The sequence below is a fragment of the Legionella waltersii genome, from assembly GCF_001468085.1.
GTDB lineage: Bacteria > Pseudomonadota > Gammaproteobacteria > Legionellales > Legionellaceae > Legionella > Legionella waltersii.
In genome coordinates this window covers 44004-59494 of record NZ_LNZB01000004.1, presented here as the reverse complement: position 1 = coordinate 59494, position 15491 = coordinate 44004, and the positions used below count along the sequence as shown (strand labels likewise).

Genomic DNA, 15491 nt, shown 5'->3' with positions numbered 1-15491 from the left:
ACCATTTAAGGGCCGTTAATCCAGCGAAAGCGTTATACGCTCACTTCATCCGCTCCCTCACGGTCGCGGCTCGGTTTAGAACAGTTCCAACGGAGCCACGACCGGAGTAGAAATGGGGACGGACCCCACTGGGGTCCGTCCCCATTCATCTTGTCCCCATTCATCTTAGACCGTTGCTACTCCAATTTTAAGCTAATATTAGGTTGCAAAGAGTCATTTTGCAAACCCGAAGTGAATGATAGCAACGAATTAGTCTCAAAAAGAGGTGGGAAATGCTTGGGAGGTAAGTAAGGGGAGCTTTTAGTGATTGAACTATCACTGAGCAAATTATCCAATAGACAATGTTTTTCATCATGGGGCATTAACTCAGCACGACGTGGATCATCGTGGAAATATTGCCTGTCATTCAATTCGGTATGTAGAGATAGATCTTCTTCGTGAAATCCCCAGTGGAAAAGCTCGCTACGTTTAATTTCAATACTAGAAAGCAACCAATGTTTTAGTTCGCCAGCTTGTTGATCGATTTCATTGGTTACCACAGTGACTAATTTTGCTGCCAAAGTACATAGTAATCCTATTGATAGGTCAGAAACTAGTCCCACACTATAGAGCGCTTTACCTAGACCAAATAAGACGATTCTTGATGCTGGATTTATAAGGGTAAGAAATATCCGTGTGCTCATCGATACAACATCGATTAATGGTAAAAGAATGAAATTCTTCAGGCACTGCCATAAAGGTAAAAATAAAATTCGAAATGAGACAATACCAATATTAATAAATGCGTTATCCGAAAAGTGACCGAAAGGCGAAGTAAATCCATACAAAGGAGACATTCGAAATTCAGCAATGTAATTGTTGGAAGAAGGTCTTTGAGCAATTGCTGTAAATAAATTGCCGAGAGCCTTTAGATTACCTAGACCGCCTAACAATTTTTGAAAGAAATTACTAATGCCCATGAAGGGGACATGAATAAATAAAGCACTTATCTCAACAAGAGGGACGGTTGCTATTAGTAGGAGTAAGTCGGCGCAAGCAGCTATAAACTGTTTTCCAAGTTGTTTAACCAAGCTATGGTTTTTTTTCCAGCCATGAATAAATCCGTCTCGGTATCCGTAATAATACCATTCAAAAAAGGGCGCAATGGTTAGTTTTCCTAAACTAATGATATGCTTGAAAAGCCATTTGCAGCTTCCCAGTAACCAATCATCGCCAGGATGCATGATGGTATCATAGATAGCTGCTCCACCTTTCCCTCCTAAAGCCGCATAATTGGTATAGGGAAAATCCCCCATTTCATGTTGTAAAGCAGGGATAGCCTTGGTTAACCCATATCCCAAGCTTAGGGCAAGAGAAGCAATGATTGCAATTTCAGCTGGATCTTCCTTTAAAGCGCTGACTGCATTGATAAAGAATTTATCCAAATTCCCACCAGCAACCATGCTTTGCCAAAGGGTAATGGATGCTGCAACTGCTTCTGAGGTTTTACCATGATTCAAGAAATGTCCAAGTTTTTGAACTGGCTCTATTCCATAAATTAGACCTTTAAGATGAAGCTTTGTGAGTATTGACGTTAATGCATTAGGCGCAAGGACAGCCCCTGCACCATAGGCATAAGCGGCCATCGCCAATGTTCCAATCAGGGGATTACGCTCACTAGTATCGATAAAAAATCCTGCAATATGCCTCAGCACATGGGCAACTCTATGCAATGGGTTTTCATAAGTTGGTGGGCTTGGAGGGTGATTTGCCCTTGCGATGACATAAGGACTCTTTTTAATTTGCTCTTCGATAAATTCTTCGATGGTTTGGCCATTTGCTAGAAATCCATTCTCCTCCAATGCCAAATGAAGAGAGGTTCGTTTTGTTTTCTCCTTTTTATTTACTGAAGATGTATCGTTTTCTGTGTAGGAAGTATCAACATGCCCCGCATGAATGTGTTTGATAAATTCATCTTTCAAGTCATGGACAATAAATCGTTGCATGCTTCTAAAAAAATGAGAGAAAAAGGTTGGAACTCTAGAAAGAAACCCTTTTAAGCGTAGACTTGCTCGTTCTGGCAAATACAGGTGTCTTTTACTGATTTGGCTCAGTGTATATAAATCATCACCCTCTGGAAGAGGATAAAAGAGCTGGTCGTGAACAAAATAATTAATTTGAACGAGTTTATTGTCTTGGCGAACAAGGATTGCTTTTTCCTTACTTAGCACTACCCAATGCCCATTATTCAGATGGGCAAGCATACTTTTGGCAGAAGTTGGATCTGACGCTTCGATAGGATCGACTTGCTTCCCAATAATTTCAGTCATGAATTCATTTAAGCTATCATATCCTTTTTGTTGCAGTCCCTTTAGTTTGTAGTAGGGTGTAATTTTAGTAATTGAAACACCATCTGAGCGTTCCTGGATTTCGGTTTTATGATGCGGCTTTGTATCTATGGCCAGGTAGTCTATCCAATCTTGGCCATCCCTCAATAGTTTTTTCAAAAATTGTTCTAATTTGGAAAAGCGGTTAGAGGGTAAATTGATCAACTGATTGGCTTGAGACAAATGATAATGCTGACAGATTACCCTTAAAGCATTATCAAGCTCTTTTGTATCATGTCCAACATGAATTTCACTGTCCCAGACAAAAATGGGTTGAACTGCAATGCCATCTTGTTCTTTGATGATTTTTCTAAAATCCATTTGATCCTGGTGGGATACAGGATAAACTCGATTGAATTGATAATGTTGAGCAGTTTTATGCGCATCATAAAGAATATCACTTAAAGTGCCTTCGGATATCACTGGGTTGATGGCGATAAGGCGATTGTTTTTCTTGCACTCATTGATTATCCCAATGACTTCTCTTCTTAGCTCTTCATGACCTTTAAAATCGCTTGCTTGTAATCGTCGTTCTTTTTTTAATAGTCCACTTAATAATTGGATGCAGTGGTTTGCAATCTTCAGTTTTTCCTCTTGTTCAGGACTTAGTGGTCTTTTATAGCTGTCTGAAAGCAGTTTGTAATGATGAATACGGTTAATAATGTTTGAAACCAAAGAAGAGTATCTTTCGCCAGGTAGACGTTGAATTAGATCTGAATCATGAGTAAACAGCATGAGTTGTACTGTTTTTTTATGGTGATTAGCAATTAAGCGTAGTTTATCCCCAGCAGGAAGTAGGTATTCCATGGTGTAGTTGCCGTACAACACCGTACCTGCTTCTTGACTAAAGAGACTTCCTGTAATCGTTGGCATGGCTTGATGGCTAAAAGGTGCAACTCTTAGGGGAATAATAAGTTGGGTTTGTCCATTCGTTGTTTCAAATTCTCGCATCATGCTTTGGCCATATTCTAAACAAATTTAGGTTACTCGATTTTGCATCAAAATAGCAAGCACAAACTTCAGGACCTATGAAAAACCCCAAGGATGAGGCATAGAAATTGTTAATGAGGAAGTTTAGAAGTACACAATGACAGCATTAATAATTTCATATAACGAAAAGATGAGGGTTTTTCGTAAGTCCTGTTGTATTTAAGTTAAAAGCAAGGTCAGGGCTAAATAATTCCCAATATAATGATTGCCGCGAGTTCGTTTGATCAATTGATTGAGATAACCCACTTCAACAGTACTATTCTTACTGGCTTTATATCCAAGACCGATAAACAAACGGTTTTGATCAAAACCTCGGTTTTTTTGTAAATTGAAATTATTTAAGTGAATAAATGCCTCTTCAGTGATGACAACGTCATACTTGGGAAGAGTGGTATGAATGTTGGTTTTTACCAGTTGTCGATAACGCCAAGCGGTTTCTGGTACACGCTGAATAAATCGTTCTTCCAATCGCGACCGGGCACTCAGTTTTAATGGAGTGTAATTTTTTGACCATAACAATTGTTGCCATAGTCGATTTTCATCCACAGGTTGTTGGCTAAAGGGGCGATAGGTATGAATAAATGCATAGCCTACCCAGGCAGAGGCGGTCGGTGAGAATTCATAGCCTAAACCAGGACGTAGTAGAATCTGAGATAATTGAGACACATCCTCACCAATTCTGTCTTGGATTTCAAGCCAGTATCTGATTGAGCGGTGATTGTCATGGATGGGTCCCATGGCAGTCATATTAGTCCATACTTGTCTATCCGTGTCCTTTGTTATACCTGGGGTTGCAAACAGAGTTAGCATAACTACAAGAGAACAAAAAATGAGTAATTTGATAGTCATGAACATAGTGTGGCCTATTGGTTTTTCGTAAGTCCTGGTTCTATTTTTCACTATACTTTGAAAAAATCAATGAACCAAATAAACTTTAGCTAAGTCAGGACTTACGAAAAACCCCAAGGTCGAGGCAAAAGAACTTTTTAATGAGGGAGTTTAGATGGACTAAATGACCGAATTAAAAAGTTCTTTTAACAAAGAGATTGGGGTTTTTCGTAAGTCCTGTAAGTAACTTCAACATGCTCATTATTCCACTTGACGCAATCATCAATCGTAGGTGGAGCGTCTCGCATGATAATTCCTGGAATCAAGCATTGGTCTCGGAATTAAGAAGAGAGAGTTAGTGAAAATCACAAAGGTTATGATTTTTCCTAAATCCTGGTTTATTCTAGAAATGACTGTTAAAATGTTCCAAAACTAAACAGGAACTATGAATGGTGAGTTATTGTGGCTATATCGCCTTAGTTGGTCGGCCTAATGTTGGTAAATCTACCTTGCTGAATCAGATTTTGGAGCAAAAACTCAGTATCACGTCAAGAAAACCCCAAACTACACGTCATAGTATTCTCGGAATACGTACCGAAGGGGACTATCAATACGTGTATGTAGATACTCCCGGAATTCATCAAAACAATAAAAAAGCCATTAATCGCATGATGAATAAAACAGCCCTTAGTGTATTGCGAGATGTTGATGTCGTTGTGTTTGTTGTGGATGGAACCTATTGGAAAGAGGAAGATCAATACGTATTAGAAATGATTCAAAAGGCTAAGGTGCCTTGTATTTTGGTCATCAACAAAGTCGATAAAATTGCTGAAAAAGAAAAACTACTGCCTTGGATTCAAGAAATGAGCCAGCGACATGAGTTTGTTTCAATCATCCCATTGTCTGCTAAAACAGGTCAACAAGTTGATGAACTCCAGAATAAGCTACTAAGCTTCTTGCCTGAAGGACCGCATTTATTTCCAGATGATCAATTTACTGACCGTTCAACCAAATTTTTATGCGCTGAATTAATACGTGAAAAAATATTTCGTTCCTGTGGTCAGGAATTGCCGTATTCTGTTAATGTTGAAATTGAATCCTACAAAGATGAAGGAACGTTGATACGCATACATGCCTTAATCTTAGTTGAAAAGGACAACCATAAGCGCATGATTATTGGAGACAAAGGCCAAAAACTCAAAGAAATGGCTACTAGCGCTCGCATCGACATGGAAAAATTGCTGGGCAAAAAGGTGTTCTTGCAATGTTGGTGTAAAGTAAAATCCGGTTGGGCGGATGACGAGCGAATGTTAAAACAATTAGGTTATGACCATTAAATCACTACAAGCATGGTTACTTCATAAAAAATATTCTGGGGATACCAGTGTTCGTCTAGTGCTGTTTACAAAAGAGCTGGGTTTGCTTGATTGTTTGTACAAAGGTGGAAGAACTCCAAAAAAACAAGCTGTTTTGCAAGCCTTTACCCCTTTATGGATTAGTTTTGAAGAGCGTCATCAGCGATATTATATTCGTTCTGTTGAATGCAATTCTGCAAGTTTGAGATTGAATGGCCACTCCCTTTTTTCAGGGTTGTATTTGAATGAGCTCTTAGTCTATGCAATGAGAACCGACTATCCAGACGAGGATCTTTTTGCTGCCTATGTAATGGCGTTAAATGGCTTGGCTCAAATTCAAGAAAAAATGGATGTAGAGGCTATTCTAAGACGATTTGAGTGGATGCTGCTTAAATCTTGTGGGCATTTATTTTCCTTAGTTCATGAGGCACGAACGGGTGATATGATTGTGGCTGATGCTTATTATCAATTTATAGCAGGTGAGGGCTTTGTTTTAAATTCACAACATGGAGTTTCTGGATCGCATATACTTGCCTTGGCATCGGACAATTTAAGTGAAGTTGCCTATTTAAAAACAGCAAAATTAATTATGCGTCAAGCCATTGACCATCTTTTGGGTGGACGTGAAATTAAGGCACGAAAATTGTATGTATAATTGTAGGTTTATAGCAGTTTAACAGGAAGTTTATTATACTCTTCAATTTCTATTTTTGGTGCAACATGAGAAGAGACTTACTACTAGGCGTTAATATTGATCACATTGCAACAGTAAGGCAAGCAAGGGGGACTCGTTACCCTGATCCTGTTCAAGCAGCTATTGATGCAGAAGAAGCGGGTGCGGATGGCATCACTTTGCATATGCGAGAAGATTTACGCCATATTCAAGCTAGAGACGTTCGATTAATCAAACAAGTTCTACAAACCCGAATGAATCTTGAATTGGCGGTTACGGATGCAATGCTTGATTTCGCTGAAGAAATACAACCTGAGCATTCTTGTTTAGTCCCAGAGAAGAGAGAAGAGTTAACCACAGAAGGTGGTTTAGACGTTTTAACCCATTTTAAAGCGGTCGCTCATGCTGTAAGTCGTTTACAAAACTTTGGGAGTGAAGTGTCCTTATTTATTGACCCTGATAAGGAACAGATTAAAGCCGCAGTCGATGTTGGAGCACCAGTCATTGAAATTCATACTGGTTGCTATGCGGATGCAACAACGGATGAAAAGCGACTTTATGAACTTACACGAATCAAAGAGGCAGCTGAATTTGCAGCTGGCTTAAATTTAATTGTTAATGCAGGTCATGGGTTGAATTACCAGAATGTTAAACCCATCGCACAAATAATAGAGTTTCATGAACTTAACATAGGCCATGCGATTATTGCACGAGCGTTGTTTTGTGGTTTGAAAGAAGCAGTAAAGCATATGCGCCAACTCATGCTGGAAGCGAGATATTATGTCGATGAATGACGTGATCGTAATCCGTATTACTGGAGACTCAGGGGATGGAGTACAATTGGTTGGTGAACAACTAACTATTAGTGCTGCCTTATCGGGTCGTGACGTGAGAACCTTGCCTGATTTTCCAGCTGAAATCAGGGCGCCTGCGGGTACTGTTGCTGGAGTATCAGGGTTTCAGCTTGCTATGGCTGAGCGGTCTATTTTTACTGCAGGTGAATCGCTTGATGTTCTAGTCGCTTTAAATCCCGCAGCCCTCAAGAACTCGCTGCAACACCTAAATCAAGGTGGTTTGCTCATTCTGAATGAAGACAGCTTTGCTGATAAAGATTGGCAAAAAGCAGGCATTGATAAGAGTTTTCTAGACAATGTTGCCGAGCAATACCAAGTGGTTTCTTTCCCTTTAATTTCTCAAACCCTGCAATCGGTGGAAACATTAGAATTAACCAAACCGCAGGCTACTAAAACAAAGAATTTTTACACATTAGGTTTAGTACTGTGGTTATTCGATTTACCAACAACGACCTGCCAAGCTTTTATTGCTAAAAAATTCAAAAACAATAAAACCATTGCTCAAGCCAACGAAATGGCGTTGCTTGCTGGTTATAACTATGCAATGACTTTGGAGCTTTCCCGGAGAGAATTCATGCTGGGAGAGGTCAATAGACCATCGGGTGAGTATCGACAAATTACTGGTGTTGAAGCAGTGGGCTTGGCGTTAGCCACTCTTGCTACAGGTACACAAACACCTTTACTGGTTTCTGGTTATCCCATTACCCCTGCATCGGCCATTTTGCATGAATGTGTACGATTGGCAGATTATGGTGTACAGCTTATTCAAGCAGAAGATGAAATTGCAGCGATTTGTGCCTGTATAGGGGCGGCTTATGGTGGACGTTTGGCGTTAACTTGTACTTCTGGGCCTGGATTGGACCTGAAAAGTGAAAGTCTAGGTTTAGCGGTTGTTACTGAGCTTCCGCTCGTTTTAGTGGATGTACAGCGCGCAGGGGCTTCAACAGGCTTGCCTACTAAAACAAGCCAGAGTGATCTCCGACAGGCTTTGTATGGGCGACATGGTGAAGCCCCTTTGCCAGTCATTGCTGCCAAATCTCCTTCGGATTGTTTTAAAACAATTTTAGAAGCATTTGCAATGGCCATTAAATACATGACGCCAGTGATTGTGTTAATGGATGCCTATCTGGCTAATGCTGCAGAGCCTTGGGAAATACCTGAGCTTTCAGAATTAAAATTACCAAAGATTGACTACAATCGATTTGCTAAGCCTTATCAACGAGATGAGTTTTTAAGTAGAAGCTGGATTTTTCCAGGTACAGCTGGATATATTCATCAAATTGGAGGGCTGGAAAAGCAAGGCGATGAAGGACGTGTAAGTTATGATGCAGACAATCATCAGCAAATGGTTAATTTGCGTATGGATAAAATAAAAGGGATTGCACGTGAGTATGAGAAACTGATTGTTGAAGGGGACACCATGTCTCCCATGTTGCTCATTGGATGGGGAAGTACTTACGGTAGTTTAAAATCAGCTGTTCAGCAATGCCTAGAATTGGGAATTTCAGTTGCCTATGTTCATTTACGTCATCTTAATCCATTGCCTAGTGATTTGGGAATAGTATTAAAATCGTATGAGAGGGTCTTAGTTGCTGAACTAAATTCAGGTCAACTGTGTCAAATTATTCGCTCTACCTATTTAGTCGATGCAAAGTCCATTAGTCAATGCAATGGTCAACCATTTGGCGTGAAATCTCTAGTTAAAGCCATCCAAGCGGAAGCAAATTATGAACAGCAATTATAAACGAGAAGATTTTACTAATGCCAATGAAGTTCGTTGGTGCCCAGGTTGTGGTGATTACGCAATCTTAGCCGCTTTACAAAGGGTATTACCCGATTTAGGTCTGGCACCAGAAAAGCATGTTTTTGTTTCCGGAATTGGTTGTGCTGGACGATTGCCCTATTACATGAATACTTATGGTTTTCATACGATTCATGGTCGCGCTACGGCTGTTGCAACAGGCTTAAAGGCGATGAGAGACGACCTGAGTGTTTGGATCATTACAGGTGATGGAGATGCTCTAAGCATAGGTGGAAACCACTTATTGCATATTTTACGACGTAATGTAAACGTCAATATTTTACTGTTTAATAATCAAGTCTATGGACTAACAAAAGGGCAATTTTCGCCTACATCGCAAAAAGGCCAAGTCACTAAAACTTCACCACAGGGTGTAAGCAATGAACCAATAAATCCACTCATGTTTGCTTTGGCAGCAGGAGCAAGTTTTGTTGCTCGTGCAGTCGATAAAGATCCTAATCACTTGGCCAGTGTTATTAAGCAAGCCTATGAGCATCAAGGCTGTTCATTTGTTGAAATTTACCAGGATTGTAACATCTTTAATCATGGTGCTTTTGATGATTTTGCAGTGAAAAGCAATCGTGCAGTAAATACAATCCTCTTGGAAGCAGGACGTCCTTTATTCTTTGGTGCTGAGAAGGAAAATGCTCTTGATTTACAGGGCGAAGAATGGGTGCGTAAATCAGCTTCTGAAAATATCGCATACATTCATAAGCCTTCAAACTTAATAGATGCAATGCGTTTAGCACGCTTGAGTTTTCCTTCACATCCTGTTCCTCTGGGTGTTTATTACCAACATAGTCGAGAGTTGTTTACCCTGCCACAGGGAGTGAATAAGCAGATCGGTGATTTAAGCGCTTTATATCGAGCAAAGGCTAGTTGGCAACAATAGCATTGGATATCAGTAGCCCTAGGATACTGATTTCATGAGGACTTACGAAAAACCCCAATCTCTTCGTTAAAAATAGAGTTCAATTCGGTCATTTAGTGAATCTAAACTCCCTCATTGAACTCTATTTTTGCCTCGACTTTGGGGTTTTTCGTAAGACCTGTTCATTGAATAACTCATTGAATGACTTTTAAAGCAAAAAAATCCCGGATAAACCGGGACTCAGGTAGAGGAACCTTTATTTAGTCGCGACCTGAAAAGGCACTCAGTATATTCAGCAGACTAACAAATAAATTGTATATGGATACAAACAAACTCACAGTAGCTACGATGTAGTTTGTTTCACCACCATGAATGATTTGACTTGTTTGTAATAAAATTAAGCCAGATGAAATCAGTATGAAAGCAGCTGAAATCATTAATTGCAAGGCTGGTAGATGGATGAATATTCCTGCAATCATAGCAAGTAGGGCTACCATCACTCCAACGAACAAGAAACCACCTAAATAACTGAAATCCTTTCTTGTTGTTAGTGCATATCCTGACAAAGCAAAGAAAATCATGCCTGTGCCACCAAGAGCTGTTGCAACTATTTGGTGTCCATTAGAAAATCCAGTGATGTAAAAATTAAGTACTGGACCAATTGTGTAACCTAAAAATCCAGTGAAAGCAAAGACACTGATTAAACCTAACGCACTGTTTTTTAAAGCATGAGTAAGGAACATCAACCCATAGACTCCAACTATCATAAGAAGAGGATTCATTGGGCGAGCGCCAGTAACAAAAGACAAATAGGCTGTGAATGCACTGAATAAAAAGGTTAAGCTTAATAGTAAATAAGTGTTTCTTAAGACCTTATTAGTTGCAAGGACAGATTCATTACGTTGACTTAATACAGTGACATCGTTTCGGTTCATTGTTAGAACTCCATATATTTAATAGTATTGTAGCATATCTATGGACAAATTTCCTTTTTTCAAGGGTGTTTCATGCAATTATTTTCTGGAAAAACCTTTGGTAAAAATACCTCACCATAGGTACTTAATTATTAAAGCGAAATGGCATTGATGTCAATTTACTTTGTGATAACATCGAATGAAAGCATTTATCTACCCTCTAACAGCCGCTCGAAATATCAAGAGAACAAACCGAGCGGCGATCGTCAGGAAGCGGATGATATTATGCAATATCACTATTAAACATCAAAAAGGCTTATTATGAATCAAGTTGCCATCGTCCAAATGGTATCCACTGCTAATGTGGGCGAGAATTTAAAACAAGCTGAGAAGTTATTAGTTCAAGCGAAAGAGCAAGGTGCGTTGTTAGCGCAATTACCGGAAAATTTTGCTTTTATGGGCATGCGCGAAACCGATAGATTTCATGTTGCAGAAGCTTACGGAAATGGGGTAATCCAGGATAAAATTGGTCAATTAGCAAAATCTCTTAAAATATGGGTAATTGCAGGAACATTACCTATGAAAACAGGAGGCAGACGAGTTCGAGCTAGTTGTTTAGTTTATGACAGTCAAGGTGCATGTGCAGCGCGCTACGATAAAATTCATTTGTTTGATGTACGCGTATCAGAACAAGAAGCTCACCAAGAATCATTAACCATTGAACCAGGAAATGAATTGGTTTGTGTTGATACACCTGTGGGTAAAATCGGTCTTAGTGTTTGTTATGATTTACGTTTTCCGGAGTTATTTCATAGCTTGCAACAGAAAGGGGCTCAATTATTCTCTATTCCCTCAGCCTTTACTGAGGTCACAGGAAAAGCTCATTGGGAGGTGCTGCTTAGAGCTAGAGCTATCGAGAATTTATCCTATGTTCTAGCCGCCAACCAAGGGGGAATACACCAGAATGGGCGACACACCTACGGACACAGTATGGTTGTGGAGCCTTGGGGAAAGGTTTTATCCTCCATAGAAACTGGACCTGGAGTTATCATGGCTGGAATTGATCTGCAACGTTTAGAGCATTTACGCAATCAATTTCCTTCTATTCAACATCATGTGTTGAATTAACTTCAAACAGGTACTAGGTATAGATAGAACTCTAGATGCGTAAGAGATGATACACAGAGATGGGGACGGACCCCAGAGGATCCATCCCCATCAATCTTAGTCCACTACTTCAAATATAGACTGCATTTGGCTACAATCAGAGTTTTCATCCTAAGGTAAACCCATGTCCCAAGCACTGGTTCTAGCAAAAGAAATCTTATTAGCCCCTGCTTCTCTAGATGAAATAGGAATCGAAAAACTCTTCAGATCAATGACGAGTCATCCTATTGATGATGCGGATCTTTACTTTCAAAGCACAAGCTTTGAATCCTGGTATCTGGAAGATTCAGAGGTCAAAAGTGGAAGCTATTCAATCGAAAAAGGGGTGGGGGTTCGCGCCGTCAGTGGTGAGAAAACTGGATTTGCTTATTGTGACGACATCTTACTCCCCTCAATGTTACGTGCCGCTGAGGCAGCGCGTTCAATTGCCTTAACAGGCTCTAAAACCCTTCAAAAGGTCAAGGTAGACACTGCGCCTATCAGTCGTTATCAAGGTTTAAATCCTCTTGAAACAATGACTAAGCAAGAAAAGATAGCCTTATTAGAAGCAATAGACAAAGAAGCAAGAAGTATTGATCCCAGAGTCATTCAGGTCAATGCTTCCTTAAGTGGTTGCTATGAAGTGGTTATGGTTGCGGGGATGAGTGGACAAATGGTTGCAGACATTAGACCTTTAGTCAGTGTGAATGTAAGCGTTATCGTTGAAGACAAACACGGACGAAGAGAATCTGCTCGTGCTGGGGGTGGAGGAAGAGTCGCCTATTCCTATTTTACAGAAAAGGACATAGCCCTTAGCTATGCACGAGATGCTGTTCGAGAGGCTTTGGTGAACTTGGAAGCTGATCATGCCCCAGCGGGGACTATGCCAGTAGTATTAGGCCCGGGTTGGCCGGGTGTGTTATTGCATGAAGCAGTTGGACATGGATTAGAGGGCGATTTTAATCGAAAAGGTCTTTCTGCATTTTCAGGGCGTGTTGGACAGAAAGTAGCAGCAACGGGCGTCACTGTAGTAGATGATGGAACCTTACAAAATCGTAGAGGCTCTTTGACTGTGGATGATGAAGGAACTCCCACTCAATGTACAACCTTGATTGAAAATGGCGTGTTAGTCAATTACATGCAAGATAAATTAAATGCTAAATTAATGGGCATGCAAGTCACTGGAAACTGCCGAAGAGAATCCTATGCGCATGTTCCTATGCCACGAATGACAAATACCTACATGTTAGCAGGGCAACATGACCCTGAAGAAATTATTCGAACGGTCAAAAAGGGGTTATACGCAGTAAATTTTGGTGGGGGGCAAGTAGATATTACCTCAGGGCAATTTGTCTTCTCAGCCAGTGAAGCTTACCTAATTGAAGATGGGAAAGTGACCAAACCGGTTAAAGGGGCAACTTTAATTGGAAATGGGCCGGAGGTCATGCAAAAAATTAGCATGATTGGAAATGATTTGGCATTGGATAAAGGAATTGGTGTGTGTGGAAAGGATGGGCAATCTGTTCCAGTAGGGGTAGGCCAACCCACATTGAAAATTGATGCATTGACTGTTGGTGGAACTAAATAGTTATTGGATAATTTGTATTGGTCTAGTTAGACCAATACATCCTTTAAAGCAAAGCGAACTCTACTTTTCCATGCCTCATATCGGCTTCTTCTTGTTTTGTAGTCATCATTTCTTTGATTTTTACCCAGGTTTGTAATTGAATTTCAAGCCACCACTGACGTAGTTTTGTCTCTTCGGTTGCGACGTCATCCCCGGAGCCGGTTAGCATGGACTCCAATTTACCAATTTTTTCGTCGATACGTTCTAGTTCTGCTATATAGGAACTTTCGTCGTTTAAGTTGACCAATAACTTATCCTTTGATATAGACAGAATAATTCCATCTAGGACCTGTGGACTGTTCAAAACTAGATTTAAATCTCGCAGGTCGCTCGTCGGGGGATATTGGGGCTCTGAACTGACCAGGTATTGATGCATGAACTCAAAAACAGCGGAAGAATTAGGCACATAACTAAAATGTAGGGAGTCAATAGATTCAATGGTCAAAAAAAGTTTAAGTTTTGGATCACTGATTTGTCTGCTCAATGTTTCAAACTCCTGTAAATACTCTTCTTTTGTTCTAGCCTGCGGTTGAGTGCTGCTACCATTTGTTGCAAAAAATGGCTGACTAGTTCCTGACGCCTTTGATTTATAGGAGAGTACTAACTGCTTTAGTTTCATAATTAAATAAATATCTTCTTTGTTCACTGAAACAATCTGATTGTTTTTGGGGTTATAAATTGTTTCACCAAGAGTAAATTTATTTTTACTGGCTAACAACGCTGTCACCGGTGTATTTGGTAATGAAACTTGTTGGTTTTTCCATGCCGTTATAAACAATTGTTTTAAAGGATCACACCGTTCAAAGCATAATAAGGCTAACAACTCTGGATGGACAGAGGATAAATTAAATTCGCTCAGCTCCATTTTTAGCTGATCTGAAATCTCTTTTGTGTAAAAAGATTTTTTTGATTCAAGGCTCTCCAAAAGACGTTGCGTGTGATGTTTTGTACAACTCTCAAAGGAAAAATTCAGTGCCGCTCCAGCATAGGAGTATGACAATAACGATGGACTACCCTGAGCACATTGATGAAGAAAGAGAGTGATGCAATAGATAAAAACAGGCCAATTTTCATCCTTTAAACCAGGTATGTCATCGATGTTCATTGTTAAAATAAAGGCTAATTCTGGGCTAAGCTGATCAGGAATATGTATACCTAATCCTTGAAGGATCACACTGATTGGGGTAGGAAAAATGGTTATGACTTGTCTTAACACAGAAATGAAAAACCGAGCATTATCTTCTAATAATCCAGAGTTACCTTGAATTAAGTTCTCTAGAAGTTTCTTTACTAAAGCAATAGAGTGGCTTGATTGTTGGAATGTGGCTGAGTTGAGCAAATTCCTAGCCATATTACATACAACGGCATCGAGTGTGTTTTTTAACGTATTGATGCTTAATCGGCTTTCTAGTCTTGCTTGATCTTGTGTGCTTAGCTGACCCTCTAGAATCCATTTAAAAAACATCTCTTGCTCATCATCACAATTAATGTTTGTCATCATTTTAGCAAAGATATCCATGGTGCAGAGGAGGTAGGTTGTTTGAGAGGCATTTACCCATAAAGATGCAGGAGATTTATTGATGATTATTTCATCTGAAGATAAATCTACAGGCAACTTCATCGTAGATTCCACCTTGCTTTTTACCGAATTATAAAACTCTAAGGATTGACGATAGCTAATTTCTCCCATTTTTTTGTTTGTTGAAGGTACTTTTGATGGGTTATACCAATTATGTTCATAAAACCAGACTATAGTGATTACATCAGCATATTCTGTTTCCTTAAATAAGGACAAAGGAAGTTGGAGGATTGGGTCATCACTTGATAAATTGCAGTTGATATTATAGTCATCAAGTAGGTCCACTATTTTCCTGGTCATAATGTTCTCCATTTCCTTAGTTGAGTTAGCAATAAATTGAGTCGAATATACATTATATGTTCATGGAGAACAAATTGGATTCATTAAATTCATTGTCACTAGTTTTCATGAAGAAATATAGGTAAACAAGAGAATGTAGATTCAAAATAACCTTGATCGATTGTATAAATGAGCAAAAGATACTATT

The 15491-nt window shown here is 39.6% G+C and carries 11 protein-coding genes; 7 read left to right on the top strand and 4 right to left on the bottom strand.

What is annotated here, in order from left to right:
• Positions 1 to 176 precede the first annotated feature (176 nt).
• Positions 177 to 3320 (bottom strand): hypothetical protein, encoded by a 3144-nt coding sequence (locus Lwal_RS00695; protein WP_095197569.1) that lies wholly within the window; start codon positions 3318 to 3320, stop codon positions 177 to 179.
• A 195-nt stretch (positions 3321 to 3515) separates the two neighbouring features.
• On the bottom strand, positions 3516 to 4211 hold the full coding sequence (locus tag Lwal_RS00690) for a DUF2490 domain-containing protein (protein WP_058479008.1): 696 nt from the start codon (positions 4209 to 4211) through the stop codon (positions 3516 to 3518).
• A 422-nt stretch (positions 4212 to 4633) separates the two neighbouring features.
• Here Lwal_RS00690 and era point away from each other — a divergent pair, with 422 nt between their 5' ends.
• The 5 genes from era to Lwal_RS00665 all read left to right on the top strand — a co-directional run bounded on the left by era (position 4634) and on the right by Lwal_RS00665 (position 9759).
• Entirely contained in the window at positions 4634 to 5521 is an 888-nt protein-coding gene (era, locus tag Lwal_RS00685; protein WP_058479007.1) for a GTPase Era, read from the top strand.
• Positions 5511 to 6194, top strand: coding sequence for a DNA repair protein RecO (gene recO, locus Lwal_RS00680; protein ID WP_058479006.1), 684 nt, complete (start codon positions 5511 to 5513; stop codon positions 6192 to 6194). The genes era and recO overlap by 11 nt, the downstream gene beginning before the upstream one ends.
• Positions 6195 to 6259: 65 nt before the next feature.
• Positions 6260 to 7006, top strand: coding sequence for a pyridoxine 5'-phosphate synthase (pdxJ, locus tag Lwal_RS00675; protein ID WP_058479005.1), 747 nt, complete (start codon positions 6260 to 6262; stop codon positions 7004 to 7006).
• Positions 6993 to 8810 (top strand): 2-oxoacid:acceptor oxidoreductase subunit alpha, encoded by a 1818-nt coding sequence (locus Lwal_RS00670; RefSeq protein WP_058479004.1) that lies wholly within the window; start codon positions 6993 to 6995, stop codon positions 8808 to 8810. Before pdxJ ends, Lwal_RS00670 begins: the two co-directional genes overlap by 14 nt.
• Positions 8794 to 9759 carry a 2-oxoacid:ferredoxin oxidoreductase subunit beta gene (locus Lwal_RS00665; protein ID WP_058479003.1) on the top strand — a complete coding sequence of 322 codons (966 nt, stop codon included), beginning with the start codon at positions 8794 to 8796 and terminating at the stop codon, positions 9757 to 9759. The genes Lwal_RS00670 and Lwal_RS00665 overlap by 17 nt, the downstream gene beginning before the upstream one ends.
• A gap of 239 nt (positions 9760 to 9998) precedes the next feature.
• Here Lwal_RS00665 and Lwal_RS00660 read toward each other — a convergent pair whose 3' ends face one another.
• A complete protein-coding gene (locus Lwal_RS00660) occupies positions 9999 to 10673 on the bottom strand; it encodes a Bax inhibitor-1/YccA family protein (protein WP_058479002.1) in 675 nt (224 codons plus the stop codon).
• Between the two features lie 300 nt (positions 10674 to 10973).
• On the opposite strand from Lwal_RS00660, the gene Lwal_RS00655 reads away from it, so the two are divergent.
• Together Lwal_RS00655 and tldD are read left to right on the top strand one after the other, a co-directional pair.
• Positions 10974 to 11780: a carbon-nitrogen hydrolase family protein gene (locus Lwal_RS00655; RefSeq protein WP_058479001.1), complete on the top strand. Its 807-nt coding sequence runs from the start codon at positions 10974 to 10976 to the stop codon at positions 11778 to 11780.
• A gap of 163 nt (positions 11781 to 11943) precedes the next feature.
• Complete coding sequence (gene tldD / locus Lwal_RS00650) at positions 11944 to 13386, top strand: metalloprotease TldD (RefSeq protein WP_058479000.1); 1443 nt, start codon at positions 11944 to 11946, stop codon at positions 13384 to 13386.
• 43 nt (positions 13387 to 13429) lie between these two features.
• On the opposite strand, the gene Lwal_RS00645 is transcribed toward tldD, so the two are convergent.
• Complete coding sequence (locus Lwal_RS00645) at positions 13430 to 15304, bottom strand: hypothetical protein (protein WP_058478999.1); 1875 nt, start codon at positions 15302 to 15304, stop codon at positions 13430 to 13432.
• Between the last annotated feature and the right edge of the window lie 187 nt (positions 15305 to 15491).